25 protein-coding genes are annotated in these 25,044 nt (G+C 68.6%); 22 read left to right on the forward strand and 3 right to left on the reverse strand.

The window, feature by feature from the left end:
- Positions 1–45: 45 nt before the first annotated feature.
- Complete coding sequence (locus FEK34_RS07815; RefSeq protein WP_014352098.1) at positions 46–288, forward strand: FitA-like ribbon-helix-helix domain-containing protein; 243 nt, start codon at positions 46–48, stop codon at positions 286–288.
- 68 nt (positions 289–356) lie between these two features.
- On the opposite strand, the gene FEK34_RS07820 is transcribed toward FEK34_RS07815, so the two are convergent.
- Entirely contained in the window at positions 357–746 is a 390-nt protein-coding gene (locus FEK34_RS07820; protein ID WP_036538374.1) for a DUF2237 family protein, read from the reverse strand.
- A gap of 130 nt (positions 747–876) precedes the next feature.
- Here FEK34_RS07820 and ftsY point away from each other — a divergent pair, with 130 nt between their 5' ends.
- The 11 genes from ftsY (at position 877) to FEK34_RS07875 (ending at position 12,033) form a co-directional block, all read left to right on the forward strand.
- A complete protein-coding gene (gene ftsY / locus FEK34_RS07825; protein ID WP_138447186.1) occupies positions 877–2,439 on the forward strand; it encodes a signal recognition particle-docking protein FtsY in 1,563 nt (520 codons plus the stop codon).
- Between the two features lie 358 nt (positions 2,440–2,797).
- Positions 2,798–4,096 (forward strand): ammonium transporter, encoded by a 1,299-nt coding sequence (locus FEK34_RS07830; protein ID WP_432760940.1) that lies wholly within the window; start codon positions 2,798–2,800, stop codon positions 4,094–4,096.
- A 4-nt stretch (positions 4,097–4,100) separates the two neighbouring features.
- The gene (locus tag FEK34_RS07835) at positions 4,101–4,439 is read left to right on the forward strand and encodes a P-II family nitrogen regulator (RefSeq protein ID WP_014352094.1); all 339 of its coding nucleotides are present in this window, start codon (positions 4,101–4,103) and stop codon (positions 4,437–4,439) included.
- An 86-nt stretch (positions 4,440–4,525) separates the two neighbouring features.
- Positions 4,526–6,994: a [protein-PII] uridylyltransferase gene (locus FEK34_RS07840; protein WP_138447188.1), complete on the forward strand. Its 2,469-nt coding sequence runs from the start codon at positions 4,526–4,528 to the stop codon at positions 6,992–6,994.
- Between the two features lie 158 nt (positions 6,995–7,152).
- Positions 7,153–7,467, forward strand: a complete 315-nt coding sequence (locus FEK34_RS07845) for a hypothetical protein (protein WP_138447189.1) — start codon at positions 7,153–7,155, stop codon at positions 7,465–7,467.
- Positions 7,468–7,562: 95 nt separating this feature from the next.
- Complete coding sequence (ffh, locus tag FEK34_RS07850) at positions 7,563–9,119, forward strand: signal recognition particle protein (RefSeq protein ID WP_138447190.1); 1,557 nt, start codon at positions 7,563–7,565, stop codon at positions 9,117–9,119.
- Positions 9,120–9,331: 212 nt separating this feature from the next.
- Complete coding sequence (gene rpsP, locus FEK34_RS07855) at positions 9,332–9,769, forward strand: 30S ribosomal protein S16 (RefSeq protein WP_138447191.1); 438 nt, start codon at positions 9,332–9,334, stop codon at positions 9,767–9,769.
- An 82-nt stretch (positions 9,770–9,851) separates the two neighbouring features.
- Complete coding sequence (locus FEK34_RS07860) at positions 9,852–10,094, forward strand: RNA-binding protein (RefSeq protein ID WP_014352088.1); 243 nt, start codon at positions 9,852–9,854, stop codon at positions 10,092–10,094.
- A complete protein-coding gene (gene rimM / locus FEK34_RS07865; RefSeq protein WP_138447192.1) occupies positions 10,094–10,618 on the forward strand; it encodes a ribosome maturation factor RimM in 525 nt (174 codons plus the stop codon). The genes FEK34_RS07860 and rimM overlap by 1 nt, the downstream gene beginning before the upstream one ends.
- Before the next feature lie 13 nt (positions 10,619–10,631).
- Positions 10,632–11,354 carry a tRNA (guanosine(37)-N1)-methyltransferase TrmD gene (trmD, locus tag FEK34_RS07870; RefSeq protein WP_138447193.1) on the forward strand — a complete coding sequence of 241 codons (723 nt, stop codon included), beginning with the start codon at positions 10,632–10,634 and terminating at the stop codon, positions 11,352–11,354.
- Between the two features lie 79 nt (positions 11,355–11,433).
- The gene (locus FEK34_RS07875; protein WP_138447194.1) at positions 11,434–12,033 is read left to right on the forward strand and encodes a Uma2 family endonuclease; all 600 of its coding nucleotides are present in this window, start codon (positions 11,434–11,436) and stop codon (positions 12,031–12,033) included.
- Between the two features lie 47 nt (positions 12,034–12,080).
- Here FEK34_RS07875 and FEK34_RS07880 read toward each other — a convergent pair whose 3' ends face one another.
- Positions 12,081–13,706: an AMP-binding protein gene (locus tag FEK34_RS07880; RefSeq protein WP_138447195.1), complete on the reverse strand. Its 1,626-nt coding sequence runs from the start codon at positions 13,704–13,706 to the stop codon at positions 12,081–12,083.
- Positions 13,706–15,328, reverse strand: a complete 1,623-nt coding sequence (locus tag FEK34_RS07885) for an AMP-binding protein (RefSeq protein WP_138447196.1) — start codon at positions 15,326–15,328, stop codon at positions 13,706–13,708. Before FEK34_RS07885 ends, FEK34_RS07880 begins: the two co-directional genes overlap by 1 nt.
- A gap of 97 nt (positions 15,329–15,425) precedes the next feature.
- Here FEK34_RS07885 and FEK34_RS07890 point away from each other — a divergent pair, with 97 nt between their 5' ends.
- The 10 genes from FEK34_RS07890 (at position 15,426) to FEK34_RS07935 (ending at position 24,805) form a co-directional block, all read left to right on the forward strand.
- Positions 15,426–16,283: a helix-turn-helix transcriptional regulator gene (locus tag FEK34_RS07890; RefSeq protein WP_138447197.1), complete on the forward strand. Its 858-nt coding sequence runs from the start codon at positions 15,426–15,428 to the stop codon at positions 16,281–16,283.
- Positions 16,284–16,362: 79 nt separating this feature from the next.
- Positions 16,363–16,734, forward strand: a complete 372-nt coding sequence (locus FEK34_RS07895; protein WP_171048084.1) for a VOC family protein — start codon at positions 16,363–16,365, stop codon at positions 16,732–16,734.
- 143 nt (positions 16,735–16,877) lie between these two features.
- Positions 16,878–19,280: a Tex family protein gene (locus FEK34_RS07900; protein WP_138447522.1), complete on the forward strand. Its 2,403-nt coding sequence runs from the start codon at positions 16,878–16,880 to the stop codon at positions 19,278–19,280.
- A gap of 27 nt (positions 19,281–19,307) precedes the next feature.
- Positions 19,308–20,177, forward strand: coding sequence for a hypothetical protein (locus FEK34_RS07905; RefSeq protein WP_138447199.1), 870 nt, complete (start codon positions 19,308–19,310; stop codon positions 20,175–20,177).
- 187 nt (positions 20,178–20,364) lie between these two features.
- Entirely contained in the window at positions 20,365–20,706 is a 342-nt protein-coding gene (rplS, locus tag FEK34_RS07910; protein WP_014352079.1) for a 50S ribosomal protein L19, read from the forward strand.
- Positions 20,707–20,820: 114 nt separating this feature from the next.
- A complete protein-coding gene (lepB, locus tag FEK34_RS07915) occupies positions 20,821–21,618 on the forward strand; it encodes a signal peptidase I (RefSeq protein ID WP_249358855.1) in 798 nt (265 codons plus the stop codon).
- 76 nt (positions 21,619–21,694) lie between these two features.
- Positions 21,695–22,492 (forward strand): ribonuclease HII, encoded by a 798-nt coding sequence (locus tag FEK34_RS07920; RefSeq protein WP_138447524.1) that lies wholly within the window; start codon positions 21,695–21,697, stop codon positions 22,490–22,492.
- A gap of 43 nt (positions 22,493–22,535) precedes the next feature.
- Positions 22,536–22,841, forward strand: coding sequence for a DUF2469 domain-containing protein (locus FEK34_RS07925; protein WP_011210678.1), 306 nt, complete (start codon positions 22,536–22,538; stop codon positions 22,839–22,841).
- Between the two features lie 99 nt (positions 22,842–22,940).
- Positions 22,941–23,297, forward strand: coding sequence for a YraN family protein (locus tag FEK34_RS07930; RefSeq protein WP_138447200.1), 357 nt, complete (start codon positions 22,941–22,943; stop codon positions 23,295–23,297).
- Positions 23,297–24,805, forward strand: a complete 1,509-nt coding sequence (locus tag FEK34_RS07935) for a YifB family Mg chelatase-like AAA ATPase (RefSeq protein WP_138447201.1) — start codon at positions 23,297–23,299, stop codon at positions 24,803–24,805. Before FEK34_RS07930 ends, FEK34_RS07935 begins: the two co-directional genes overlap by 1 nt.
- Positions 24,806–25,044 lie beyond the last annotated feature (239 nt).

The raw sequence follows: 25,044 nt of genomic DNA on the forward strand, positions 1-25,044 counted from the left end.
GGACAAGATCGGCGCGGGGGTGTTCGCGCCACTATCGTCGTCGGCATGGTCACCATCGAAGTGCGCGACATTCCCGACGACGATGCCGAGGTACTCCGACAGCGGGCGGCGGCCGCCGGGCTGTCACTGGAAGAACACATTCGCGAGCAGTTGATCGCCTCGGCGCGCAGGCAGTACCGCGTCGAAGCACTCGAAGACATCCGCAAGGCACTCGCCGCCAACCCGCTGCCGGGGGAGAACCCGGACCAGGTCGTGGAGGATCTGCGGCGCGAATTCGAGGACTGCTAGCACTTCGGTACGCATCGACCACACCGGCGACCCGCATGCGGCGGGTCGCCGGACCTGTACTCAACTGTTCACAGCAGATCGCTGACGTCGTCGGGGACATCGACGGCGTATTTGCGCAAGATGTCCATCGAGATCACTTCCAGGGCGTTCTCATGGGTCGCCGCGAGCACCACCGGTGCGGCGACACCGTCCTCGTGCGCGTGCAACCAGCGCACCGCCACGACACACCACCGGTCCCCGGGCTGCAGTCCGGGGAAATTGTTCTCCGGGCGCGGGGTGCTCAGGTCGTTGCCGATCGAAGCCTGGTGTTCCAGAAACTCGGTCGTGACGACCGTGCACACGGTGTGACTGCCCAGATCCTCCGGGCCGGTGCTGCAGCAGCCGTCACGGTAGAAGCCGGTCAGAGGATCGGTGCCGCACTCTTCGAGCGGACCCCCAAGCACGTTTCGATCGGTCACGTCGCCGATCCTATTGGCACGCCGCGAGAAGTTCCGCAGGACAAGAAATCTCACGGGCTGTGTCTGGACGCCTGTCCTGCTCCGGGCGGGTCGATGACCGGCGAGAACTCGTTCTGCAAGGATGGTCGGCGTGAGTTCCGAAGCCTGGATTCTGATCGCGGCTATCGCCGCCGTCCTACTCGTCGCGCTCGTTGTCGGATTCGTCCGGTATCGCAGCGGGCGGGTATCGCTGACGGCGCCGACCGAAGACAAGGAGCTGACTGACAAGTCCGGCGGTTATAAGGCCTCAGGGGGCTTCAATTTCAGTCAGGGCGGTACGGCCACCGCCACCCGGCCCGAGCCGCTGCCCGCCGAACGCACCGACACCGAGGGCCAGCCGCATATCGGCGACGACGCGGCGATTCCGCGCGACGCGCCGCGGCGCGGGATCACCAATGTGCCGCTGCCCGAACCGACCGACCTGGCCGAAGCGCCCGCGGGGGACACGACCACCGCCGAGGCGCCCGAGACGGTCGCTCCCGAGGCGGAGCAGGCCGAGACAGCTACCGGCACCACCGACGTGACGGCCGCGCCTGCCGAGCAGACCGCACCGGAGACCGCCGTCCCGGAGACCGCCCCCGAGACCGCACCGACCGACACGTCACCGACCGGTGCCGCACCGGCAGACACCGTCCCCGCGGACACCGCCCCGCCCGCCGACACGGCACCCGCGGCTCCGGCCGTGCCCCACACCATCGCCGAGGCCGAACCCGCTCCCGCACTCGAGGAGATCGAACCCACCGCGGGCCGTTTGGTCCGGCTGCGCGGGCGCCTGTCGCGCTCGCAGAACGCGGTCGGCAAGAGCCTGCTCGGCCTGCTCGGCGGCGGCGATCTGGACGAGGACTCCTGGGAAGAGGTCGAAGACACTCTGGTGCTGGCCGATCTCGGCACCGCGAGCACGGCGGCCGTCGTTGAACGGCTGCGCGAGGAGATGGCCGCGCGCAGCGTGCGCACCACCGACCAGGCGCGCGCGGTGCTGCGTGACGTGCTGGTGGAGGCGCTGCGTCCGGAGCTCGACCGTTCGGTGCGGGCGCTGCCGCATCCCGATCATCCGTCGATCCTGCTGGTCGTCGGTGTCAACGGCACCGGGAAGACCACCACCACCGGCAAGCTGGCCCGGGTGCTGGTGGCCGACGGGCGCCGGGTGCTGCTCGGCGCCGCCGACACCTTCCGCGCCGCCGCCGCCGACCAGTTGCAGACCTGGGGCGAACGCGTCGGCGCGGACACGGTGCGCGGTAAAGAAGGCGCCGACCCCGCGGCCGTCGCGTTCGACGCCGTCGCCGCCGGTATCGAACGTGGCGTGGACGCCGTGCTCATCGACACCGCAGGCCGCCTGCACACCAAGACCGGCCTGATGGATGAGCTCGGCAAGGTCAAACGGGTGGTGGAGAAGAAGGCCGCGGTCGACGAAGTGCTGCTGGTCCTCGACGCCACCGTCGGCCAGAACGGCCTTATGCAGGCCAGGGTGTTCGCCGAGGTCGTCGACATCACCGGCGTGGTGCTCACCAAACTCGACGGCACCGCCAAGGGCGGCATCGTCTTCCAGGTGCAGCACGAGCTCGGCGTGCCGGTCAAGCTCGTCGGCCTGGGTGAAGGGGCCGATGATCTGGCGCCCTTCGAGCCCGGCGCGTTCGTCGACGCACTGCTCGGCTGAGACCCCGCGCCGCGGCCCGGATCGAGCACCTCACCGATCCGGGCCGTGCGCGGCGCGCCGCGAGCCGCGCCGATTCCACCTTCTCGCTCCGAGAACCCCTGTTAGCTGCGGGTTCGCTGTTACGACACGCCGCTCACAGCCTCGGGGAAACCTCCTGTGCACAGTTGGAAACGTGGTAGCAACACGGGGGCGCCATCCGTTCACGTAGGTGAAACACGGGGGCGGCACGGATGAAACACCGAATGAGCAACCTTCTGTGCAGGTCCATTTCGCCGGAATCGGCGGGGCCCGAGATGAGGAGGACATTAAGGTGGCATTTCCCGTAATCGGCGCGCCGGACGCCGGTGACACCGCATGGATGCTGGCCAGTTCAGCACTCGTGCTGCTGATGACACCCGGACTCGCGTTCTTCTACGGCGGCATGGTCCGCTCCAAGAACGTGCTGAACATGATCATGATGAGCATCAGCGCCATGGGCCTGGTCGCCGTCCTATGGGCGCTCTACGGCTTCTCGCTCACCTTCGGTGACGACAAGGCCAACCTCATCGGTGATCCCGGTCAGTACTTCGGGCTGAAGCAGATCTTCGGTGGCGCGTATCTGGCCGACGCCGAGTCCGGCGCCGAGGCCGCGATCCCGCTGGCGGGCACCATCCCGCTGACGGTGTTCGTCGCCTTCCAGGCCATGTTCGCGATCATCACCGTCGCCCTCATCTCGGGTGCGGTCGCCGACCGCATGAAGTTCAGTGCCTGGCTGATCTTCGCCGGCGTCTGGGCCACCGTCGTCTACTTCCCGGTCGCGCACTGGGTCTTCGCCTTCGACGGCGTCACCGCCGAGGCCGGTGGCTGGATCGCCAACAACCTGAAGGCGATCGACTTCGCCGGTGGTACCGCCGTGCACATCAACGCCGGTGCCGCGGGCCTGGTGCTCGCCATCGTGCTCGGCAAGCGCAACGGCTGGCCCAAGACCCCGTTCCGTCCGCACAACCTGCCCTTCGTCATGCTCGGCGCCGGTCTGCTGTGGTTCGGCTGGTTCGGCTTCAACGCCGGATCCGCGGTGGGCTCCAACGGCATCGCCGGTGCCGCCTTCCTGACCACGGTCGTCGCCACCGGTGCCGCGCTGCTGGCCTGGCTGGTGGTGGAGAAGTTCCGTGACGGCAAGCCCACCTCGCTGGGTGCGGCCTCGGGCATCGTGGCCGGTCTGGTCGCTATCACCCCCGCCTGCCATTCGGTCAACGTCGTCGGTGCCCTCGCCATCGGCATCGTCGCCGGCGCGCTGTGCGCCCTGGCTGTCGGGCTGAAGTTCCGCTTCGGCTTCGACGACTCGCTCGACGTGGTCGGCGTGCATCTGGTCGGCGGTCTGCTCGGCACGCTGATGGTCGGCCTGGTCGCGGCGCCGGAAGCGCCCGCGGCGGTGAAGGGTCTGTTCTACGGTGGTGGCATCGAGCAGTTGAAGCTGCAGGCCGTCGGTGCGTTCACGGTGCTGGCCTACTCGCTGGTCGCCACGGCCGTCATCGCCTACCTGATCAAGTTCACGATCGGCCTGCGCGCCGACGCCGAGGGCGAGTCCGTCGGCATGGACGAGTCCGAGCACGCGGAAACCGCATACGATTTCGCTGCTGTGGGTGGCACGGCACGTTCGGCCGTCAAGGAGGCATGACGACATGAAACTGATCACCGCAATCGTGAAACCGTTCACGCTGGAGGACGTGAAGACCGGTCTCGAGCAGGCGGGCGTGCTGGGCATGACCGTCAGCGAGGTGCAGGGTTACGGCCGGCAGAAGGGGCACACCGAGGTCTACCGCGGTGCGGAGTACTCGGTGGATTTCGTACCGAAGGTTCGAGTCGAGGTCGTCGTCGATGATGCCTCGGTGGACAAGGTCGTCGAGGTGATCGTCGAGGCGTCGCGCACCGGCAAGATCGGCGACGGCAAGGTCTGGGTGACCCCGGTCGAGACGATCATCCGGGTCCGTACCGGCGAGCGCGGCACCGACGCGCTGTAGCGGGAAGTCGAATCGAGCGGCGGCCCCGCTCCCGCCGGACCTCCGGCCGGGGCGGGGCCGCCCGCGTGAATGGGTGGTGTGGGCCAGTGGGAAGCAGTCGGCGAGAGCACGGCGATGGCGGCAAGCCGGCCGCCGAGAACACAGTGGTGTCCAATGGCGCGGCCGATCTGGTCAAGGCCCGGCGGCGCTTGCTCGAGGGCGGGCAGCCGCGCAATCCGCGCCTGGACGCCGAATCGCTGCGCTCGGCGCTGGTCGACCTGTACGAACTGTGGCTGACCAGCAAGGGCGCCGAACTCGGGATCACCGCCGACAGCGGGCTCGCGGTCGTCGCGGTGGGCGGGCTCGGGCGCAAGGAGATGTTGCCCTACTCCGACCTGGACCTGGTGCTGCTGCACGACGACGTCGACCCCGCGCGGGTGGCCGAGGTGGCCGACCAGCTCTGGTATCCGCTGTGGGACGCCCACATCAAGCTCGACCACAGTGTGCGCACCGTCCCGCAGGCGTTGCGGGTGGCCAATGACGACATGATCGCCGCGCTCGGCATGCTCGAGGCCAGGCATATCGTCGGCGACGCCGAATTGTGCAACCTGCTCATCGGCGGGGTGCGCCGGGAGTGGCGGACCGGCATCCGGTCCCGGTTCGACGATCTGATCGCCCAGGCCAAGGCCCGCTGGGAGCGCAGCGGCGAGATCGCCCACCGCGCCGAACCGGATCTGAAGAACGGCCGCGGCGGACTGCGCGACATCCAGTTGCTCGACGCCCTCGCCATCGCCCAGCTCACCGATGCCATGCCGGGGCTCGGTCCGGATGTGCCCGGCGGCGGGGTCCGCCAGGCTCATCGCAGGCTGCTGGATGTGCGCACCGAACTGCATCGGGTGGCCGGACGCTCGCGCGATCAGCTGATGGCCCAGGACGCCGACGAGATCGGTGCCGCGCTGCGGATCGGCGATCGCTTCGATCTGGCGCGCACGCTCAGCGATTGCGCCCGCACGGTCAGCTACTCGGTGGACGTCGGGCTGCGGACCGCCGCCAACGCGCTGCCGCGGCGCGGCCTGGCCCGGCTGCGCCGGATGCCGGTGCGCCGACCACTCGATGAGGGGGTGGTCGAGCACGCCGGTGAGGTGGTGCTGGCGCGCGACGCGCGCCCGCAACGCGATCCGGGCCTGATCCTGCGGGTGGCCGCGGCCTCGGCGCAGACCGGGCTGCCGATGTCGGCGAATACGCTCAACCGGCTCTCCGAGGACGCGCCGGAACTGCGCGAACCCTGGCCGAAGGACGCGCTGAACGATCTGCTGGTGCTGCTGGGCGCGGGCCGGGGCACCATCGACGCGATCGAGGCGCTGGACCGCACCGGGTTGTGGGGCAGGCTGCTGCCGGAGTGGGGCGCGGTCCGCGATCTGCCGCCGCGCGATGTGCTGCACACCTGGACCGTGGACCGGCACCTGATGGAGACGGTGGCGTACGCGAGCGCGCTGAGCACCAGGGTGGCCCGGCCGGATCTGCTCGCGCTCGGTGCCCTGCTGCACGACATCGGCAAGGGCCGCGCGGGCGATCACAGCGTGGTCGGCGCGGAACTGGCCACCCACATCGGGCGCAGGCTCGGACTCTGGCCCTCGGATGTGCGCACGCTCAGCGCGATCGTGCGCCACCATCTGCTGCTGCCCGATACCGCGACCCGCCGCGACCTCGACGATCCCGCCACCGTCCAGCTGGTCGTCGACGCGCTCGACGGCGACGCGCAGCTGCTGGAACTGCTGCACACCCTCGCCGAAGCGGATTCGCTGGCCACCGGGCCCGGCGTGTGGGGTGAGTGGAAGGCCTCGCTGATCGGTGAGCTGGTGCGGCGCTGCCGCATGGTCATGGCCGGCGACGAACTGCCCGAACCCGAACCCATCGCGCCGGAACTGCTGGACAAGGCCGCCGCCGGGGGCGTGCATGTGACGCTCGCGCCCGGCGAGGGCAAACACACCCACGTCGTCACCGTCATCGCGCCCGACACGCCCGGGCTGCTGTCCGAGGCCGCGGGAGTGCTGGCGCTGCATTCGCTGCGTGTGCTGTCGGCGGCGCTCGGCAGTGCCGGGGCCTCGGCGATCAACACCTTCGTGGTGTCGCCGAAATTCGGCGATCCGCCGGACCCCGGCCTGCTACGCCAGGAGCTGATCCGGGCCATCGCCGGTGATCTGGATCTACGCGGTCAACTCGCCAAACGCGAACGCGAGGCCGTCGGCGCCCAGCTGAGTCCGTACGCCAAGGCGCAGCCGCGGCTGCTGTGGACCGAGACCGCCACCCCCGGTCAGGTGATCATGCAGCTGCGCGCCGAGGACCGGATCGGGCTGTTGAGCAGGCTCGCCGCCGCGCTGGCCGAGTGCGGTGCGGATGTGCGCTGGGCCAAGGTCGTGACGATGGGCACCGCCGTGGTCGACGCGTTCTGTCTGGATCTAGGCCCCAATACCGGGCCTGCCCGTCGCGCGCGGATCGAAGAGGCGATCATGGCGGTGGTGCCGCGACCCGCGCCGAAGAAACCCGGAGACAACGGGACGCACGAAGGTTCCTGAGCCACGGCGGTTTTCGTGATTCCGGCGGCGAACAGCGCTGTGACCTCGCCGTTATCCGAAAATCAGTCCTTTGCGCATGATTTGCTGGAAATCCCTACGGCATGGTCGGCGGCCCTTAGGATCGGTGGGTCGGGCTCGCACACGAGGGGAGCAGGTCGGTGGCAATCGAAGTCGTCGCCTCGTCGATCATGACCAGTGATGTGACCCCGCACGTGGCCCGCTGCGTCGGCGGTGATCTCTGGGTGGTGTCCTGGTTACCGGGCCGCACCCTGACCGGCCGCCAGGCCGTCACCGCGATGACCATCGCGGCTACCGTGGCCACCTCCGGTCTGCCGGTGGAGGGGGACTGTACCGCGCTGGACGGTCTCGCTCTCGAGCTCGGGTTGACCGGTCGCGAGGCCGCGTTCATGGTGGCCAGGGAAAACCACGACTATCGGCGCATCCGCACCCCGCGCCGGCGCACTCCGGAGTAACCTCGCCCACCCGGCACACACCGGCTGCATGCGCAGTCCGGTGATCCCATTACGCTGGGATGCAGTGACGTCACTCGAGATCAGGAGCGCGATCGGTGTTCGAATCCCTGTCCGACCGGCTTACCGGTGCCCTCAAGGACCTACGCGGTAAGGGACGTCTGTCGCCGGCTGACATCGACGCCACCTGCCGTGAGATCCGCCTCGCGCTGCTGGAAGCCGATGTCGCGCTGCCGGTGGTGCGCGAATTCATCGCCAAGATCAAGGAGCGGGCCAAGGGCGCCGAGGTCTCCGCGGCGCTGAATCCGGCCCAGCAGGTCGTCAAGATCGTCAACGAGGAACTCGTCGGCATCCTCGGCGGTGAGACCCGCCGCATCACCCTGGCCAAGACACCGCCGACGGTGATCATGCTCGCCGGTCTGCAGGGTGCGGGTAAGACCACCCTCGCCGGCAAGCTCGCCAAATGGCTCAGGGGGCAAGGGCATCAGCCGCTGCTGGTGGCCTGTGACCTACAGCGCCCCGGCGCCGTCACCCAGCTTCAGGTCGTCGGCGAACGCGCGGGCGTTCCGGTGTTCGCACCGCATCCGGGCACGTCCATCGGCGGTGGCGACAATGCCCTCGGTGTCAGCGCCGCCGATCCGGTCGCCGTGGCCGAGGCCGGCGTGGCCGAAGCCAGGCAGAAGCAGTACGACGTGGTGATCGTCGACACCGCCGGTCGCCTCGGTATCGACGCCGAGCTGATGGCCCAGGCCGCCGGCATCCGCGACGCGGTGCAGCCGGACGAGACGCTGTTCGTGCTCGACGCCATGATCGGTCAGGACGCCGTCACCACCGCCGAGGCGTTCCGTGACGGTGTCGGTTTCACCGGCGTGGTGCTCACCAAGCTCGACGGCGACGCCCGCGGTGGTGCCGCGCTCAGCGTCCGCAATGTCACCGGCGCGCCGATCATGTTCGCCTCCACCGGTGAGAAGCTCGAGGACTTCGACGTCTTCCACCCCGACCGCATGGCCAGCCGGATCCTCGGCATGGGCGATGTGCTCACCCTCATCGAGCAGGCCGAACAGGTCTACGACCAGCAGCAGGCCGAAGAAGCCGCGCGCAAGATCGGCAGCGGCGAACTCACCCTCGAGGACTTCCTCGACCAGATGCTGGCCATCCGCAAGATGGGCCCGATCGGCAACCTGCTCGGCATGCTGCCCGGCGCCGGGCAGATGAAAGATGTGCTGGCCCAGGTCGATGACAAGCAGCTCGACCGCGTGCAGGCCATCATCCGCGGTATGACCCCGGCCGAACGGGAGAACCCCAAGATCATCAACGCCTCCCGCAGGCTGCGCATCGCCAACGGTTCCGGCGTGCAGGTCTCCGAGGTCAACCAGCTGGTCGACCGGTTCTTCGAGGCCAAGAAGATGATGGCCGCGATGGGCCGCCAGATGGGCATGCCCGGCGCGAACCGCCGCAGCAACAAGAAGGGCAAGAAGGGCAAGAAGGGCGGCCGCGGCCCCACCCCACCGAAGGTGCGCGGCGGTTTCCCCGGCGGCATGCCCGGTATGCCCGCGGGCATGCCCGACCTGTCCGGCATGCCCGCCGGCCTCGACCAGCTCCCGCCGGGTCTCGAGGGCTTCGATCTGTCGAAGCTGAAGTTCCCGAACAAGTAGGAAAGCACGTCGCCGGCTCGCGTGCGCGCAGGACCGATTTCTGGCGCGGGCGGGCCGTCTGGCACAATGATCGATCGTCCGTATGGACAGTGTCAGCCCGTCTCCGGTTACGCACCGCGCGGCGGTCACACACTTCAACCGCAAAACCGGGCTCGCAGACCATGCGGGTCGCCGAATTGCGCCGTGACCAACCCCGAAAGGTAGATCAGCACATGGCTGTTCGCATCAAGCTCACCCGCATGGGCAAGATCCGCAACCCGCAGTACCGCGTCGTCGTCGCGGACGCCCGCACCCGTCGTGACGGCCGGGCCATCGAGTCCATCGGCAAGTACCACCCCAAGGAAGAGCCCTCGCTGATCGAGATCGACTCCGAGCGCGTGCAGTACTGGCTGGGTGTCGGCGCGCAGCCGACCGAGCCGGTGCAGCGCCTGCTGGAGATCACCGGTGACTGGCAGAAGTTCAAGGGCCTGCCCGGCGCCGAGGGCACCCTGAAGGTCAAGGAAGCCAAGCCGTCCAAGCTGGACCTGTTCAACGCCGCGCTCGCCGCCGCCGACAACGAGCCCGTCGCCGAGGCCGTCACCCCGAAGAAGAAGGCCGCCAAGAAGGACGACGCCGCTGAGGGCGCCGAGTCGGCTGAGGCTGCCGAGTAATCGTGAGCGAGCGCAGCGAGCGAACCGAAGACACAGCGCGCCCTGCGCTCACGACGGAGCCGAGCGCCAGCGAGGTGGAGTCGTGAGTGCAGTCGTCGCCGATGCCGTCGAACACTTGGTTCGCGGCATCGTCGCCAACCCCGATGACGTGCGCGTCGAGCTGATCACCGGCCGGCGCGGACGGACGGTCGAGGTGCACGTCCACCCCGATGACCTGGGCAAGGTGATCGGCCGCGGTGGACGTACCGCGACCGCCCTTCGCACCCTCGTCGCCGGTATCGGCGGCCGGGGCATCCGGGTCGACGTGGTGGACACCGACGCCTGATGGAACTCGTCGTAGGTCGTGTCGCCAAGTCGCACGGCGTGCGCGGTGAGTTGGTCGTCGAGGTGCGCACCGACGAACCGGAGGCGCGGTTCGCGCCCGGTTCGACGTTGCGCGGCCGGTTGGCGCGGTCGAAGGAAGTTCGTGAATTCACGGTGGAGTCGGCCCGGGAGCACTCGGGCCGGCTTCTCGTGCAAGTGAGCGGCGTCGAGGACCGCACCGCCGCCGACGCGTTGCGCGGCACGCTGTTCCTGGTCGACAGCGACGACCTCGGGCCCTCGCAGGACCCCGACGAGTACTACGACCACGAACTCGAAGGCCTGCGCGTCGAACTCGCCGACGGCACCGCGGTCGGCACCGTCACCGAGGTATTGCATTCGGCGGCAGGGGAATTGCTGTCGGTGCGCGCCGCCGACGATGGCCGCGAGATCCTGATCCCGTTCGTGATGGCCATCGTGCCCACCGTGTCGGTGGCCGACGGACTGGTCGTGATCGATCCGCCCGAGGGCCTGCTGGATCCCGAATGAGGCGGTCGAGGCCATGAAGATCGACGTGGTCACCATCTTTCCGGAGTATCTGGAGCCGCTGCGCACCGCGCTACTCGGCAAGGCCATCGATAAGGGCCTGATCTCCGTCGATGTGCACGATCTGCGTCGCTGGACCCATGACGTGCACAAATCCGTCGACGATTCCCCCTATGGCGGCGGCCCGGGCATGGTCATGAAACCCACCGTGTGGGGCGATGCCCTCGACGAGGTCTGCCCCGACGACGCCCTGCTGGTGGTCCCCACCCCGGCGGGCGTGCCCTTCACCCAGGCCACCGCCCACCGCTGGGCGAAGGAAAAGCATCTGGTCTTCGCCTGCGGTCGCTACGAGGGCATCGACCAGCGCGTCTTCGATGACGCCGCCCGCCGGGTCCGCGTCGAGGAAGTCAGCATCGGCGATTACGTGCTGATCGGCGGTGAGGCCGCGGTGCTGGTGATGACCGAGGCCGTGGTCCGCCTGATTCCCGGCGTGCTGGGCAATCAGCAATCCCACCAAGAGGATTCGTTTTCCGTCGAGCCGGGGTCCGAAGGTCTCGGACTGCTGGAGGGCCCGAGCTACACCCGTCCGGTGAGCTGGCGCGGCCTCGACGTCCCGCCGGTGCTGCTGTCGGGTGACCATGCGAAGGTGGCCGCGTGGCGGCGCGAGCAGTCGCTGATCCGGACTCGTGAGCGTCGACCGGATCTGCTGCGCGAGACCGACGAGCCAGGTTCGGAGTAGCCAGCTGAATTCGGCGCATGCCGGGAACCGCAGGGGTCCGTAGTGACGACTCGGGATTCTTCCTGTAACGATCTGTCGTATGAGCGATCCGAATCCGCCGAATGAGCTGCGCCTGACGGCTGACGAATTCGCCGAGGGTGCGGCCGCAGAGCTCGGCGATATCGAGATCGTCGACGGGCGCGTTGTGCGTCTGATGGCCCAGAGTCCGCTGCACAGCCGGGTGGTGCGGCGGCTGGCGGGGCTGCTCGAGGCAGCCAGGCGGGACGGTGGGCCGTGCATGGTGGTGGATTCCGACGTGGCCGCCCGGTTCGCGGATGCGGATTCGGCTGCCGCGGATCGGCGTCTGAACATCCGGTACCCCGACGTGTGGATTCGCGATTGCGAGCTCTACGACGTCAACACCGTACGTGACCACCTGCTCCTGGTGGTCGAGGTGACATCCGAGTCGACGATCGACACCGATATCACCGACAAGCGAATCCAGTACGCCGCCGCTGGTATTCCCCGGTACCTGATCGTCCGGCTCGATCAGAAAGAGGAACGGATCGAGGAGATCGAGGAGTACCGGCTCGATTGGTCGGGGCGCCGCTACCGTGCCCATGCGGTGCACCGGCGGGTGTTGCTACTCGACGAACCGGTGGAGGCGACGATCCCGTTCGCGGTTCTGGAGCAACCCTGAAACGTGTCGCGTGATCTGCGGGCCGGGGTAAGCCCGGCCCGCAGACCTCATTCAGCGAGCCCGAGCAATGACCGTGCCATCTCCCGCATTTCGGCCTTGCGCACCTTCCCGGTGACCGTCATCGGGAACTCGTCCACGACGTGCACATAACGCGGGACCTTGAAATGCGCGAGCTTGCCCGCGCAGAACACGCGGAGGGCGTCGGCGTCGAGCGGGGCCGCGCCCTCGCGCAGGCGAACCCAGGCCATCAGTTCCTCACCGTATTTCGGGTCGGGAACACCGATCACCTGGGCGTCGAGAATATCGGGGTGGGTGTAGAGGAATTCCTCGATTTCGCGGGGATAGATGTTCTCCCCACCGCGGATGACCATGTCTTTGATCCGTCCGGTGACGGCGACATATCCGTCCTCGTCCATGACCCCGATATCTCCGGTGTGCATCCAGCGGGCGGCGTCGATGGATTCGGCGGTGCGCTCGGGATCGTTCCAGTACCCGAGCATCACCGAATAGCCGCGGGTACACAGCTCACCGGGCTCACCGCGTGGGACGGTGCGTCCGGTCACCGGATCGACGATCTTGATCTCGAGGTGCGGGCCCACCCGGCCGACGGTGGCGGTACGGCGGTCGAGGCTGTCGTCGCGGCGGGTCTGGGTGGACACCGGTGAGGTCTCGGTCATGCCGTAGCAGATGCACACCTCGCGCATGCCCATCCGATCGATGACGCGTTTCATCACTTCGACCGGGCACGGCGATCCGGCCATGATGCCGGTGCGCAACGTCGACAGATCCGCCTCCTGCTCGTCGAGGTGCGCCAGCATGTCGATGAACATGGTGGGCACGCCGTAGAGCGAGGTGCAGCGTTCGGCGGCGACGGCTGCGAGGGTTGCGGCGGGTGCGAACGAGGGCGCCGGAATCACGATCGCCGCACCGTGACTGGTGGCCGCCAGATTGCCCATCACCATGCCGAAGCAGTGATAGAACGGCACCGGAACACAGATCCGGTCCTGTTCGGTGTATCCGCACAATTCCCCGACGAAATAGCCGTTGTTGAGGATGTTGTGGTGACTGAGGGTGGCGCCCTTCGGGAAACCCGTTGTGCCTGAGGTGTACTGGATATTGATCGGGTCGTCCATGGACAGCTGCGCCGCCCGCGCCGCCAGCAGTTCCTGGTCGGCGGTGGTGCGCGCCAGCGTTTCCCATGCCGGCGTGTCCAGGATCAGCACCTGCTCCAGGCCGGGGCAAGCCGGACGGACCTGTTCGATCATCGCCACATAGTTCGAGGTCTTGAACTCCGGCGCCGACACCAGCATTCGTACGCCCGCCTGTTCGAGCACATACTGCAATTCGCTGGTGCGGTAGGCGGGATTGATATTCACCAGGATCGCGCCGATCTTCGCGGTCGCGTACTGGATGAGAAACCACTCCGGGCAGTTCGGCGCCCAGATGCCCACCCGGTCACCGGCGGCGATGCCACGCCCGGCCAGCCCGGTGGCCAGCGAGTCGACCGCGGCGCGCAACTCGTGGTAGGTCCAGCGACGCCCGGAAGGGCAGTCCACCAAGGCTTCCCGGTCGCCGAACGCGGCCGCGGTCCGGTCGAGGTTCGCGCCGATGGTGTCACCGAGCAGTGGTGTTTCGGAGATCCCCGAGGTGTAGCTGGGCAGGGGAGTCGTCATCACCGCACCCCCTGCTGACGCAGCAGGAACCGCTGCACCTTACCGCTGGGCGTCTTGGGCAGACTCGGTACGAAATGCACCCGGCGTGGGTACGCGTGCGCGGCGAACTTCTTCTTCACCAGGGTCTGGAGTTCGGCCTCCAGTTCAGCGCTGCCCTCGACGCCCTCGCGCACCACGACGAACGCCTCCAGCACCTCACCGCGCAGCTCGTCGGGCATGCCGACCACCGCGGCTTCGGCGACGTCCTCGTGCAGCACCAGCACGCTTTCCACCTCGAAGGGGCCGATCCGATAGCCGGCCATGATGATCACGTCGTCGTCGCGGGCCGAGAAATGGAAGAACCCGTCGGCATCCTGCGAGCCGGCGTCACCGGTGAGGTACCAGCGGCCGTCGGGGGTGTAGCGCTGCGCGGTGCGTTCGGGTGCGTCGAGGTAGCCGAGGAACCACAGCAGCGGGCTGCGCTCGGTGTCGATGGCGATGCGGCCGAGCTGTCCGGTCGGGGCCTCGGTATCGGCGTCGTCGGCGAGCACCGCGCACGCCCAACCGGGCAGCGACCGGCCCATCGAGCCCGCCGGGGCCTCGGTGTTCAGATCGTCGTGCCAGGCATTGCAGATCACCATGCCGTGCTCGGTCTGACCGTAGTGATCACGAACCGCGACGCCGAGGGTGTCGGCGGACCAGGCCACTACTTCGGGGGTGAGCGGCTCACCGGCCGAGGAAGCCCGCCGCAACCGCACCTTCGGCGCTGCCGCACTGTCGGCGCGCAGGGCGCGGTAGACCGTCGGTGCGGCCGCGAAGTTCGTGACGCCGAACCTGTCCATGACCTGCCAGGTGAGCGCGGGGGAGAAGCCGGCATGCAGCAGCAGGCTGCGGGTACCGCTGGCCAGGGGCCCGAGGATCGCGTAGTAGAGGCCATAGGCCCAGCCCGGGTCGGCGGCGTTCCAGAACACGTCGTCGGGGCGGACGTCGAGCGCGAACTCCTGATAGGCGTGGAAGGACGCGAGCGCGCGCACCGGAATCGGCACACCCTTCGGCGTGCCCGTGGTACCGCTGGTGAACAACTGGACCAGCAGACCGTCGCCGCCGACCGCCACCGCGGGCTCGACGTCCGCGTCGTCGGCCATGAGGTCGCGCATGCGCAGCCCGCCAGGGGCCGGCTCGTCGCCGGTGACGATGGTGCGCCACGGCGGATCGGCCGGGATGTCGTCGCCGGGAGCGAGTTTGCCCGCCTGATCCGGGTCGGCGATCACGACGGATGCGCCGCTGGCCGCCAGCCGGAACGCGATCGCCGGCGGCGCGAACGCGGTGAACAGCGGCACGTGCACCGCACCGCGCCGCCAGATCCCGAGCAAGGCCACCACCAGGTCTTCCGACTTCGCCATGAGCGTGGCGACCCGATCACCCGGCTCGACCCCGAGCCGAGCCAGCGCGGCCGCGAAGCGCTCGGACTTCGCGCGCAGCTCACCGTAGGTCAGATCCGTCGACGACAGATCGCTGTCGATGATCGTGAAGGCGACGGCGTCGGCCGGATGCCGGTCACACAGCAGCCAGGCCGCACTCGCATCGGCGCGGTCGTAACAATCCAGCAGCTCGCGCACCCGCGCGTTCGGGTCGATCCCCATCTCGCATCTCCTCGGTCATGATCCAGCTCACCGGGCTGTTGCCATAGGATGTAGGTCACACCTGACCCGGCACTACCCCCGAAAAGGGGTGACTCCCATGACCGACCCGTCACCGCTGCTACGTCCACGCGACGGCGACGCACTGCGCGCCGAGATCCGGCGGGTCGCGAGCGTGACCGGGGTCCCGGTGCTGTTCGGCGGCGAGGTGCACGCCGACACGCTGCTGCTGAGCGAGTTCTTCGGAGTCCGCACCAACGGCCTGCGCGGCTTGTCGGTCCTGCGGACCTCCGGGCTCGGCGGGCAGGTGATGGACTCCGGGCGGCCGGGACTGGTCGCCGACTACCGGAACGCGCCGACGATCACCCATCACTACGACGGCCCGGTGATGAGCGAAGGCATCCACTCGGTCGTCGCTGTGCCCGTGGTGGTCGACGACAACCCGCGAGCGGTGCTGTACGCGGCCACCCGCGGCAACGGCGCCCTCGGCGACCGCACCGCCGACGCGCTGCTACAGGCCGGACGCAGACTCGCCACCGAGATCACCATCCGCGATGAAGTGGACCGCCGGCTGCGACTGCTGGAAGCCGCCTCGACCCCGGCACAGGCGAACACCGGCGTCGTCGTCGAAGAGCTGCGCGATATCCACGCCGAACTGCGTGACATCGCGCATTCGGCGGCCGACCAGGAGCTGCGCGACCGGTTGCACGCCGTGGGCGCCCGGTTGACCAGGGCACTGTCCGGCGGGCCCGCTCCGGACGCGCCGAAGCTGTCGCGCCGCGAACTCGACGTGCTGGTCCAGGTCGCGCTGGGTTGCTCCAATCAGGAGGTGGCTCAGCGCCTGTCCGTCGGTCCGGAAACGGTCAAGAGCTATCTGCGCAGCGCCATGAACAAGCTCGACGCACACTCCCGGCACGAGGCCGTCGTGACCGCCCGCCGACTCGGCCTGATCCCCTGAGGCGCCGCAGAATTCGCGTTCTCCGCACTGTCCGGCCCGCGTTCGGACCAGCGCGCGCCGCGCCTCTATACTCACCGCCGTGCCGCCGTTGCGAGTAGTCGGACTGTCCCTCGACAGTGCCGACCCCGAAACCCTTGCCCAGTTCTACCTGGATCTGCTCGGCGGAAAGACGCTGTGGCGCAAGGAAAGCAGCGTGGGGGTGCGGATCTCGTCCGGCCTCGCCCTCATCGCGCACCGCGTCCCCGACCATCAACGGCCGGTCTGGCCCGGCTCGTCGATCGTGCACCTGGACCTGGCCGCCGACGACGAACGCGATCTCGACGAATGTGTCGACCGCGCCGTGGAATTGGGTGCCACCGTGGCGCCCATGCAGCCGGGCGACCGGTGGCGGGTGCTGCTCGACCCGTCGGGTCACCCGTTCTGCATCACCACCGTGACACCGCCGGAATAGGTCGAGCGCGGTCCGACGGCCCCGGCGCCGGTCACCTGTCGCCCGGCGACGGTAGTGTGCGGGTCGTGACGACAGCGCCTGAGACCTCGAGTCCCGAGACGACGACCCGCACCGACCAGACCACAGCCACCGGGGCAGGCCCGGTGGTGTCCGCTACCGTCAGCCGTCGCATCGCCGACGAGCTGGCGGTGCGTGAGAATCAGGTCCGTGCCGCCGTCGAACTGCTCGACGCCGGCTCGACCGTCCCGTTCATCGCCCGCTATCGCAAGGAAGTCACCGGCGGCCTGGACGACGCCCAGCTGCGCACGCTCGAAGAGCGGCTGCACTACCTGCGCGAACTCGACGAGCGCCGCGCCGCGATCGTGGAATCGATTCGCGCGCAGGGCAAACTCGACGACGAACTGCACCGCCAGATCATGCTGGCCGAGACCAAGGCCCGCCTCGAAGACATCTACCTGCCCTACAAGCCCAAGCGGCGCACCAAGGCCCAGATCGCCCGCGAAGCCGGTCACGAACCCGTCGCCGACGCGCTGATCGGCGACCCATCCACCGATCCGGCGCAGTACACCGCCGAGCAGCTCGACGGCGCCCGCGCCATCCTGGTCGAACGCTTCGCCGAGGATGCCGACCTGGTCGGTGAGCTGCGCGAACTCATGTGGGAGCGCGGCCAGATCCGCTCCACCGTGCGAGCGGGTAAGGAAGAGGCCGGCGCCAAATTCGCCGACTACTTCGAGTTCAGCGAGCCGTTCAGCAAGCTGCCCTCCCATCGCATCCTCGCGCTGCTGCGCGGTGAGAAGGAAGAGGTGCTCACCCTGCACCTCGATCCCGACACCGAGGAGCCGCAGCCGGGTGAGCGCACCATCTACGAAGGCCGCATCGCGGTGCGCTTCGGCATCGCCGACCAGGGCCGTCCCGCCGACAGCTGGCTGCTGGACACCGTGCGCTGGGCCTGGCGCACCAAGCTCCAGGTGAGTCTGGGCATCGACACCAGGATGCGATTGCGGCAGTCGGCCGAGAAGGACGCCGTCGAGGTCTTCGCCGCCAACCTTCGCGATCTGCTGCTCGCCGCACCGGCCGGCACCCGCACCACCATGGGCCTGGACCCGGGCTACCGCACCGGCGTCAAGGTCGCCGTGGTCGACGGCACCGGCAAAGTGGTCGCCACCGAGGTCATCTACCCGCACAAACCGCAAGGTCAGACCGAGAAGTCGCTGGCGGTGCTCGCCGCGCTGGTCGCCCGGTTCGGGGTGGAACTGATCGCCATCGGCAACGGCACCGCCTCCCGCGAAACCGACGCTCTCGCCGCCGAACTCATCTCCCGCATCCCGGAGAACAAGCCGACCAAGATCGTGGTCTCCGAGGCGGGCGCCTCGGTGTATTCGGCCTCGGCCTACGCCTCCCAGGAGCTGCCCGACCTGGATGTGTCGCTGCGCGGCGCGGTCTCGATCGCGCGCAGGCTGCAAGATCCGCTGGCCGAACTGGTGAAGATCGACCCGAAGTCCATCGGCGTCGGCCAGTACCAGCACGACGTCTCCGAGACGCTGCTGGCCCGCTCGCTCGGCGCCGTCGTCGAAGACGCGGTGAACGCCGTCGGCGTGGACGTGAACACTGCCTCGGTGCCGCTGCTGTCGCGGGTCTCCGGCATCGCCGGATCCCTGGCCGAAAGCATTGTCGCCCACCGCGATCAGCACGGTCCCTTCCGCAGCCGCAGCGCGCTGCTTGATGTGGCGCGACTGGGCCCGAAGGCCTTCGAACAGTGCGCGGGCTTCCTGCGCATCCGCGACGGCGACGACCCGCTCGACAACTCCGCCGTGCACCCGGAGGCCTACCCGGTGGTGCGGCGGATCCTCACCACCACCGGACGTCCCATCACCGAGATCATCGGCAACACCAGCGCGCTGCGGGCGTTGCGCCCGGCGGAGTTCACCGATGAGCGCTTCGGTGTCCCCACCGTCACCGACATCATCAGCGAGCTGGAGAAGCCCGGCCGCGACCCGCGCCCGGAGTTCAAGACCGCCGAATTCGCCGCGGGCGTGGAGAAGGTCGCCGATCTGGAACCGGGCATGGTGCTCGAGGGCGTGGTCACCAATGTCGCGGCCTTCGGCGCGTTCGTCGACGTCGGCGTGCATCAGGACGGCCTGGTGCACGTCTCGGCCATGTCGCACAATTTCGTGAAGGACCCGCGCGAGGTGGTGAAATCGGGGGACGTGGTCAAGGTGAAGGTGCTCGAGGTCGACGTCGCCCGTCAGCGCATCGGGCTGTCGCTGCGGCTGGACGACGAACCCGGTGCGGGTAAGCCCGAACGTGGTCGCGGGACGGGCGAACGCGGTCGTGGCGGTGCCGACGGGCAGTCCGCGCAGGGTCGTGGCCAGGGTGGTAACCGCAGTCAGGGGCAGAACCGTCAGGGGCAGAACCGGGGCCAGGGGCGTCAAGGTCAGGGTCAAGGACGTCAGGGCCAAGGCCAGGGCCGCAATCAGCGCCGCGAGGCCGCACCGGCCAACGGCGCCATGGCCGATGCGCTGCGCCGGGCCGGTTTCGGGAAGTAGCGACCGACTACGGGAGCGGGGGCAGGTATGCGGCGATGGCTCGACGACGATGTGATCGCGCAGGGCCGGCTCCCGCTGCTGTGCTTCCTGCTCGGCTTCATCCTCGGCTTCCTGGTGATCCGGGTCAGCGTGCGGCTGATCCGGGCCCAGGTTCGCTGGTGGCCGGGCAATCTACGCGCGGGCGACACCCACATCCACCACATGGTGTTCGGGGTCATCCTGGTGCTCACCTCTGGCCTCGGGATGATCAGCACCTTCGACGACGGCAGCAGCGCGACCGGCGCCTTGCTGGCGGCCCTGTTCGGCGTGGGCGCGGCGCTGGTACTCGACGAATTCGCGTTGATCTACTACCTGCGCGATGTGTACTGGGAGGAACAGGGACGCACCTCGGTCGACGCGGTGTTCGTCGCGCTGGCCGTCACCGGACTGCTGCTGCTGGGCTTCCATCCGCTGTGGCTGCTCGACATCAACGATTTCCGCCACGACCCCAGCATCGCGGCCAGAGCGCTCGTGGTGGCGTTCGCGGTGGTGAACCTGATCCTGGCCGCCATCGTGATCGCCAAGGGCAAGATCTGGACCGGGCTGTTCGGCATGTTCTTCTTGCCGTTGCTGGTCGTGGGCGCACTGCGGTTGAGCCGGCCGGGCGCGCCGTGGGCCCGGTGGCGCTACGGCGACCGGCGCAGGCTGATGTACCGGGCCATCGTGCGGGAACGGCGCTATCGGCGTCCGGTGATCCGCGCCAAGATCTTCGTCCAGGACCTGGTGGCAGGCAAACCCGACGTCGAACACGTGCGCTCGGCCGCCGAGGCGGAACTCCAGCGCACCGTCGTCCCCGCGCCACCGGCGCCGCACCGGCACCACGCGCTGTGGCCGCACGAGCACGACACACCGCGCTGAACGGGGCAGGTAGGGTGTAGTCCGGCCAGGGCGCACCGGCCGATTTCCGACCCGCCGCGCCCATCTGGCACAATGCACAGGTTGCCCTGGGTGATATCTGCCCCGGCGCACCCCTTATTCGGAGCATGAACCGGTAGAGCACGTGCCGCCAGGTTCCTCTGTTCGCGCGAACTCCAGAAGGATGAACATGAACACCCTTGACTTCGTCGACGAGAAGTCGCTGCGCAGCGATGTCCCCGAGTTCCGGCCCGGTGACACCCTCAATGTGCACGTGAAGGTCATCGAAGGCTCGAAGGAGCGCATCCAGGTCTTCAAGGGCGTCGTCATCCGGCGCCAGGGTGGCGGTATCCGCGAGACCTTCACCGTCCGCAAGGTGTCGTTCGGTGTCGGCGTGGAGCGCACTTTCCCGGTGCACAGCCCCAACATCGACCACATCGACGTGGTGACCCGTGGTGATGTCCGCCGCGCCAAGCTGTACTACCTGCGCGACCTGCGTGGCAAGGCCGCCAAGATCAAGGAAAAGCGCTGAGCTGCTGCTCCGCGCCGCTACACCGGTCCAGCCCGGAGCGGTAGTAGCGCACAGAAATTCCCGGATAGCCCGGCACCGCACGCTTTCTCGCGGTGCCGGGCTAATCTGTTCGGCGTGGCAGACGAGAGTGGGCCGGTGACCGTGCCCGGTGCAGACGACGGGCAACCGCAGGGACGTCGCGCACGGCGCGACCGACGCGGACGCAAAGACAAGAAGCAGCGGCCCTTCTGGCAGGAACTGCCGATCCTGCTGGTCATCGCGGCCGTCATCGCCGCACTGATGGTGACCTTCGTCGGACGCCCGTACGTCATCCCGTCGCAATCGATGGAACCCACCCTGCACGGCTGCGCCGGCTGCACCGGTGACCGCATCTACGTGCAGAAACTCAGCTACTACTGGGGTGAGCCGCAACCCGGCGACGTCGTGGTGTTCGTCGGCCCCGATTCCTGGAACACCCACTACCGCTCCATCCGCTCGGACAACCCGGTGGTGCGCGGGGTGCAGAATTTCTTCTCCTTCTTCGGCCTCGTCCCGCCCGATGAGAACGACCTCGTCAAGCGCGTCATCGCGGTCGGCGGACAGACGGTCGAATGCTGCGATGCGCAAGGCCGGGTGATGGTCGACGGCAAACCGCTCGACGAGCCCTACGTCGAGGACGACTTCCCGTGGGTCCCCGGCGAGAAGAACGCCTCCTACCCGGTGGGGCGGGTGTTCGGCCCGGTCACCGTGCCCGAGGGGCACCTGTGGGTGATGGGCGACAACCGCAACGAATCCGCCGACTCCCGCGCCCACGTCGGCGACGAACTCCAGGGCACCGTCCCCGTGGACAACGTCCGCGGCAAGGCGGTGTTCAAGATCTGGCCGCCCGGGCGCATCGGCCCGGTCCGAGCACAGGATCCGCAAACCAACTGATGGCTGTTCGCGCGATAATCGGTCTGTGGGCTGTGTGGACCGGTTCGACCTGCACGACTGGACGGCGGTGACGCCGATGGCCCGAACTCAGCGTCGCCTGCCGAGCGTGGAGCGTGTCAGCTGGCCGCCACGGGTGGTCATGCGTAGGGCCGGTGGGCTACGCACCCTCGAGGCGGCCCTGAACCGCAGCGGTCTGGGCCCGGTCGCCGGCGTCGACGAGGCCGGACGCGGTCCGAGCGCGGGTCCGCTGGTGGTCGCGGCGTGCATGCTGTCGCCCAAGGCGCATGATGCGCTGGCCGGGCTCGACGACTCGAAGAAACTCACCGAGGCGGCCCGCGAGGAGCTGTATCCGGTGATCACCCGGCTGGCGCTGGCCTGGCATGTGGTGGTCATCCCGGCCTGGGAGATCGACGCGATCGGCATCCACGTCGCCAACCTCGAAGGGATGCGCCGCGCGGTCGCCGGGCTGGGGCGCACACCCGGCTATGTGCTCACCGACGGGTTCCGGGTGCCCGGCATCCCGGTGCCGTCGCTGCCGGTGGTCGGTGGCGACGCCACCGCGGCCTGCATCGCGGCGGCCAGCGTGCTCGCCAAGGTCACCCGCGACCGGATGATGGTCGAGCTGGATCAGCGGCTGCCCGGCTACGGTTTCGCGGCCCACAAGGGCTACAACACGCCCGAGCACAATGCCGCATTGCGGCAGCTCGGACCGTGTGTCGAACACCGGCGTTCGTGGCGCAATGTGCGCGAGCACGAGCCCGCGGGGGCGGGCGGGAGGCCGGTGCGGCACGAGGTGGTGGTGTCCTCCGGTTCGGTCATCGTGGATCAGGTCACGTCCGACCGACTGGCTACCGAAGCGTTACATACGCGATGATGTCAGCACACGCAGTGCCGCGAGAAGGAGGACGTCCCACCCGATGAGCGCCGAGGACCTCGAGAAGTACGAAACCGAGATGGAGTTGTCCCTGTACCGCGAGTACAAGGACATCGTCGGGCAGTTCTCGTACGTGGTGGAGACGGAGCGTCGCTTCTACCTGGCCAATTCCGTGGAATTGCGACCGCAGAACGCCGATGGCGAGGTGTATTTCGAGGTCCGGATGAGCGATGCCTGGGTCTGGGACATGTACCGGCCCGCCCGCTTCGTCAAGCACGTCCGGGTGATCACCTTCAAGGACGTCAATATCGAAGAGCTGGAGAAGCCGGACCTGCGGTTGCCGGAGTAGCGCTGCCATAGTTATCCACAAGCCCGGGTTATCCCCAGGGTTTCTGTTTCCCCAGGTGAGCGGTCCGGCGCGGGACGGCCGGCACCGCAAGCTGACCGGGTGGCACACAACTTGGCGCTCGGCGCACACGGGGAAGACCTGGCGGCACGATTCCTGGAAGCCGCGGGCATGGATATCGTCTGCCGGAACTGGCGATGCCGCTACGGCGAACTGGACCTGATCGCCCGCGAAGGCGACATCACCGCGTTCATCGAGGTGAAAACCAGAGCCGGGCTCGGGTTCGGCACGCCCGCCGAAGCGGTGACCTTCACCAAACGGCAACGCATCCGCAGACTGGCGCTGCTGTGGCTGTCCGAACAGGACGGTCCCTGGCAGCGCATCCGCTTCGACGTGGTCTCGGTCCTGGTGTCCCGCGAGAGCGAACCGGTGATCGAACACCTGAAAGCGGTGTTCTGATGGCGCTGGGGCGGGCCTGTTCGGTCGCGGTGAGCGGCGTGGACGGGCAGCTGGTGGAGATCGAGGCCGACATCGGCCAGGGGCTGCCGTCGGTGCATCTGGTCGGGCTACCGGATACCTCGCTTCAGGAGTCTCGCGACCGGGTTCGCGCGGCGGTCGCCAACTCCGGTGAGAAATGGCCCGACGGACGGGTGATCCTCGCCCTATCGCCCGCAACGCTTCCGAAGGTCGGTTCGGTGTACGACCTGGCATTGGCCGCGGCCGTCATGGATGCCTCCGATGCCATCCCGTCCAAGAAGCTCGAACGCACCGTGCTGCTGGGCGAACTCGCCCTGGACGGGCGCATCCGGCGGGTGCGCGGCATCCTGCCCGCGGTGCTCGCCGCCAGGAAAGCGGGCTGTGCGACGGTCGTGGTCCCGGAAGCGGCCCTGGCGGAAGCCGGCCTGGTCGACGGTATCGAGGTGCTCGGAGCGGCGACGCTGCGCAGTGCGCTGGCCTGGCTGCGCGGCGAAGCCGATCTCACCGAACCCGATCGCGACCTGCCCGAGCAGCCGCGCGTCATCGGGGATCTCAGCGAGGTCGTCGGGCAGCACGAGGCGCGCTGGGCGCTGGAGGTGGCCGCGGCCGGCGGGCATCACATCCTGTTGACTGGGCCGCCGGGCATCGGCAAAACGATGCTGGCACAGCGCCTGCCGGGATTGCTGCCGCCGCTGTCGGAGGCCGAGGCGCTCGAGGTGACCGCGATCCATTCCGTCGCGGGCACACTGTCCGGCGACCATCCGCTGATCACGATGCCGCCGTTCGTCGCTCCCCACCACTCCACCTCCGCCACCGCGATGGTCGGCGGCGGGTCCGGCTCGGCTCGTCCCGGTGCCGTGAGCCGAGCCCACCGCGGGGTGCTGTTCCTCGACGAATGCGCCGAGATCGGCACGAAGGTGCTCGAAGCCATGCGGACCCCGCTGGAAGAAGGCGAGGTGCGCATCGCCCGCCGCGATGGGGTCGCACGATATCCGGCGCGGTTTCAGCTGATGCTGGCAGCGAACCCGTGTCCTTGTGCGCCGGCTCGTGACGTCGACTGCATCTGCGCGCCGCTGGCCCGGCGGCGGTACCTGGGCAAACTGTCCGGGCCGTTGATGGATCGAATCGATATCTGGGTGCAGATGTACGGGATGGCGGGCGGTACCTTCGGCGCCGAGGAATCCGAGAGCAGTGCCACGGTCCGCGAACGAGTGACCCTCGCGCGCCGGGCCGCCGCACACCGGTGGCGGGAATTCGGCTGGCTCACCAATGCCGAGGTCCCCGGACATGTGCTGCGGCAACGTTTTCGGCTACCGCCAGAGGTCACGGCGCCGGTCGAAGCCGGGTTGCGGATGGGCCGACTGTCGGCGCGCGGCGCGGACCGCGCGATCAGAGTGGCCTGGACGATCTGCGATCTACGTGGCGGGGAGGTGCCGAGTGCGCAGGATGTCATGCAGGCGTTGAACTTCCGGCAGCGGGGCGCGCAGTGAGCGCGGCAGGCTCCGGTGCGCACAGCGACGAAGCATGCAGTGTGGTCGCGCCCTGCTCTCCGGCGTTCGGCCAGGAAGGTCTCGATAAGGCCGTCACTGCGGCCACGTCGTGTGCTGCGGTGGTCGGTCCGGATGGTGGTGATGAGGCCGGAGGTGCAGCCGCGCCGTGTGCTGCGGCGGTCGGTCCGGATGGTGGTGACGGGGCCGGAAATGCGGCCGCGCCGTGTTCTGTGGCGCTC

The sequence above is a fragment of the Nocardia cyriacigeorgica genome, from assembly GCF_005863245.1.
Taxonomy (GTDB): domain Bacteria; phylum Actinomycetota; class Actinomycetes; order Mycobacteriales; family Mycobacteriaceae; genus Nocardia; species Nocardia cyriacigeorgica_C.

Bases quoted from the DNA above. Each gene is read 5' to 3' on its own strand.
- FEK34_RS07815 (WP_014352098.1), top strand. From the start codon at position 46: ATGGTCACCATCGAAGTGCGCGACATTCCCGACGACGATGCCGAGGTA.
- FEK34_RS07830 (WP_432760940.1), top strand. From the start codon at position 2,798: ATGCTGGCCAGTTCAGCACTCGTGCTGCTGATGACACCCGGACTCGCG.
- FEK34_RS07835 (WP_014352094.1), top strand. From the start codon at position 4,101: ATGAAACTGATCACCGCAATCGTGAAACCGTTCACGCTGGAGGACGTG.
- rpsP (WP_138447191.1), top strand. From the start codon at position 9,332: ATGGCTGTTCGCATCAAGCTCACCCGCATGGGCAAGATCCGCAACCCG.
- rimM (WP_138447192.1), top strand. From the start codon at position 10,094: ATGGAACTCGTCGTAGGTCGTGTCGCCAAGTCGCACGGCGTGCGCGGT.
- trmD (WP_138447193.1), top strand. From the start codon at position 10,632: ATGAAGATCGACGTGGTCACCATCTTTCCGGAGTATCTGGAGCCGCTG.
- FEK34_RS07875 (WP_138447194.1), top strand. From the start codon at position 11,434: ATGAGCGATCCGAATCCGCCGAATGAGCTGCGCCTGACGGCTGACGAA.
- FEK34_RS07880 (WP_138447195.1), bottom strand. From the start codon at position 13,706: ATGACGACTCCCCTGCCCAGCTACACCTCGGGGATCTCCGAAACACCA.
- FEK34_RS07885 (WP_138447196.1), bottom strand. From the start codon at position 15,328: ATGGGGATCGACCCGAACGCGCGGGTGCGCGAGCTGCTGGATTGTTAC.
- FEK34_RS07890 (WP_138447197.1), top strand. From the start codon at position 15,426: ATGACCGACCCGTCACCGCTGCTACGTCCACGCGACGGCGACGCACTG.
- FEK34_RS07905 (WP_138447199.1), top strand. From the start codon at position 19,308: ATGCGGCGATGGCTCGACGACGATGTGATCGCGCAGGGCCGGCTCCCG.
- rplS (WP_014352079.1), top strand. From the start codon at position 20,365: ATGAACACCCTTGACTTCGTCGACGAGAAGTCGCTGCGCAGCGATGTC.
- FEK34_RS07920 (WP_138447524.1), top strand. From the start codon at position 21,695: ATGGCCCGAACTCAGCGTCGCCTGCCGAGCGTGGAGCGTGTCAGCTGG.
- FEK34_RS07925 (WP_011210678.1), top strand. From the start codon at position 22,536: ATGAGCGCCGAGGACCTCGAGAAGTACGAAACCGAGATGGAGTTGTCC.
- FEK34_RS07935 (WP_138447201.1), top strand. From the start codon at position 23,297: ATGGCGCTGGGGCGGGCCTGTTCGGTCGCGGTGAGCGGCGTGGACGGG.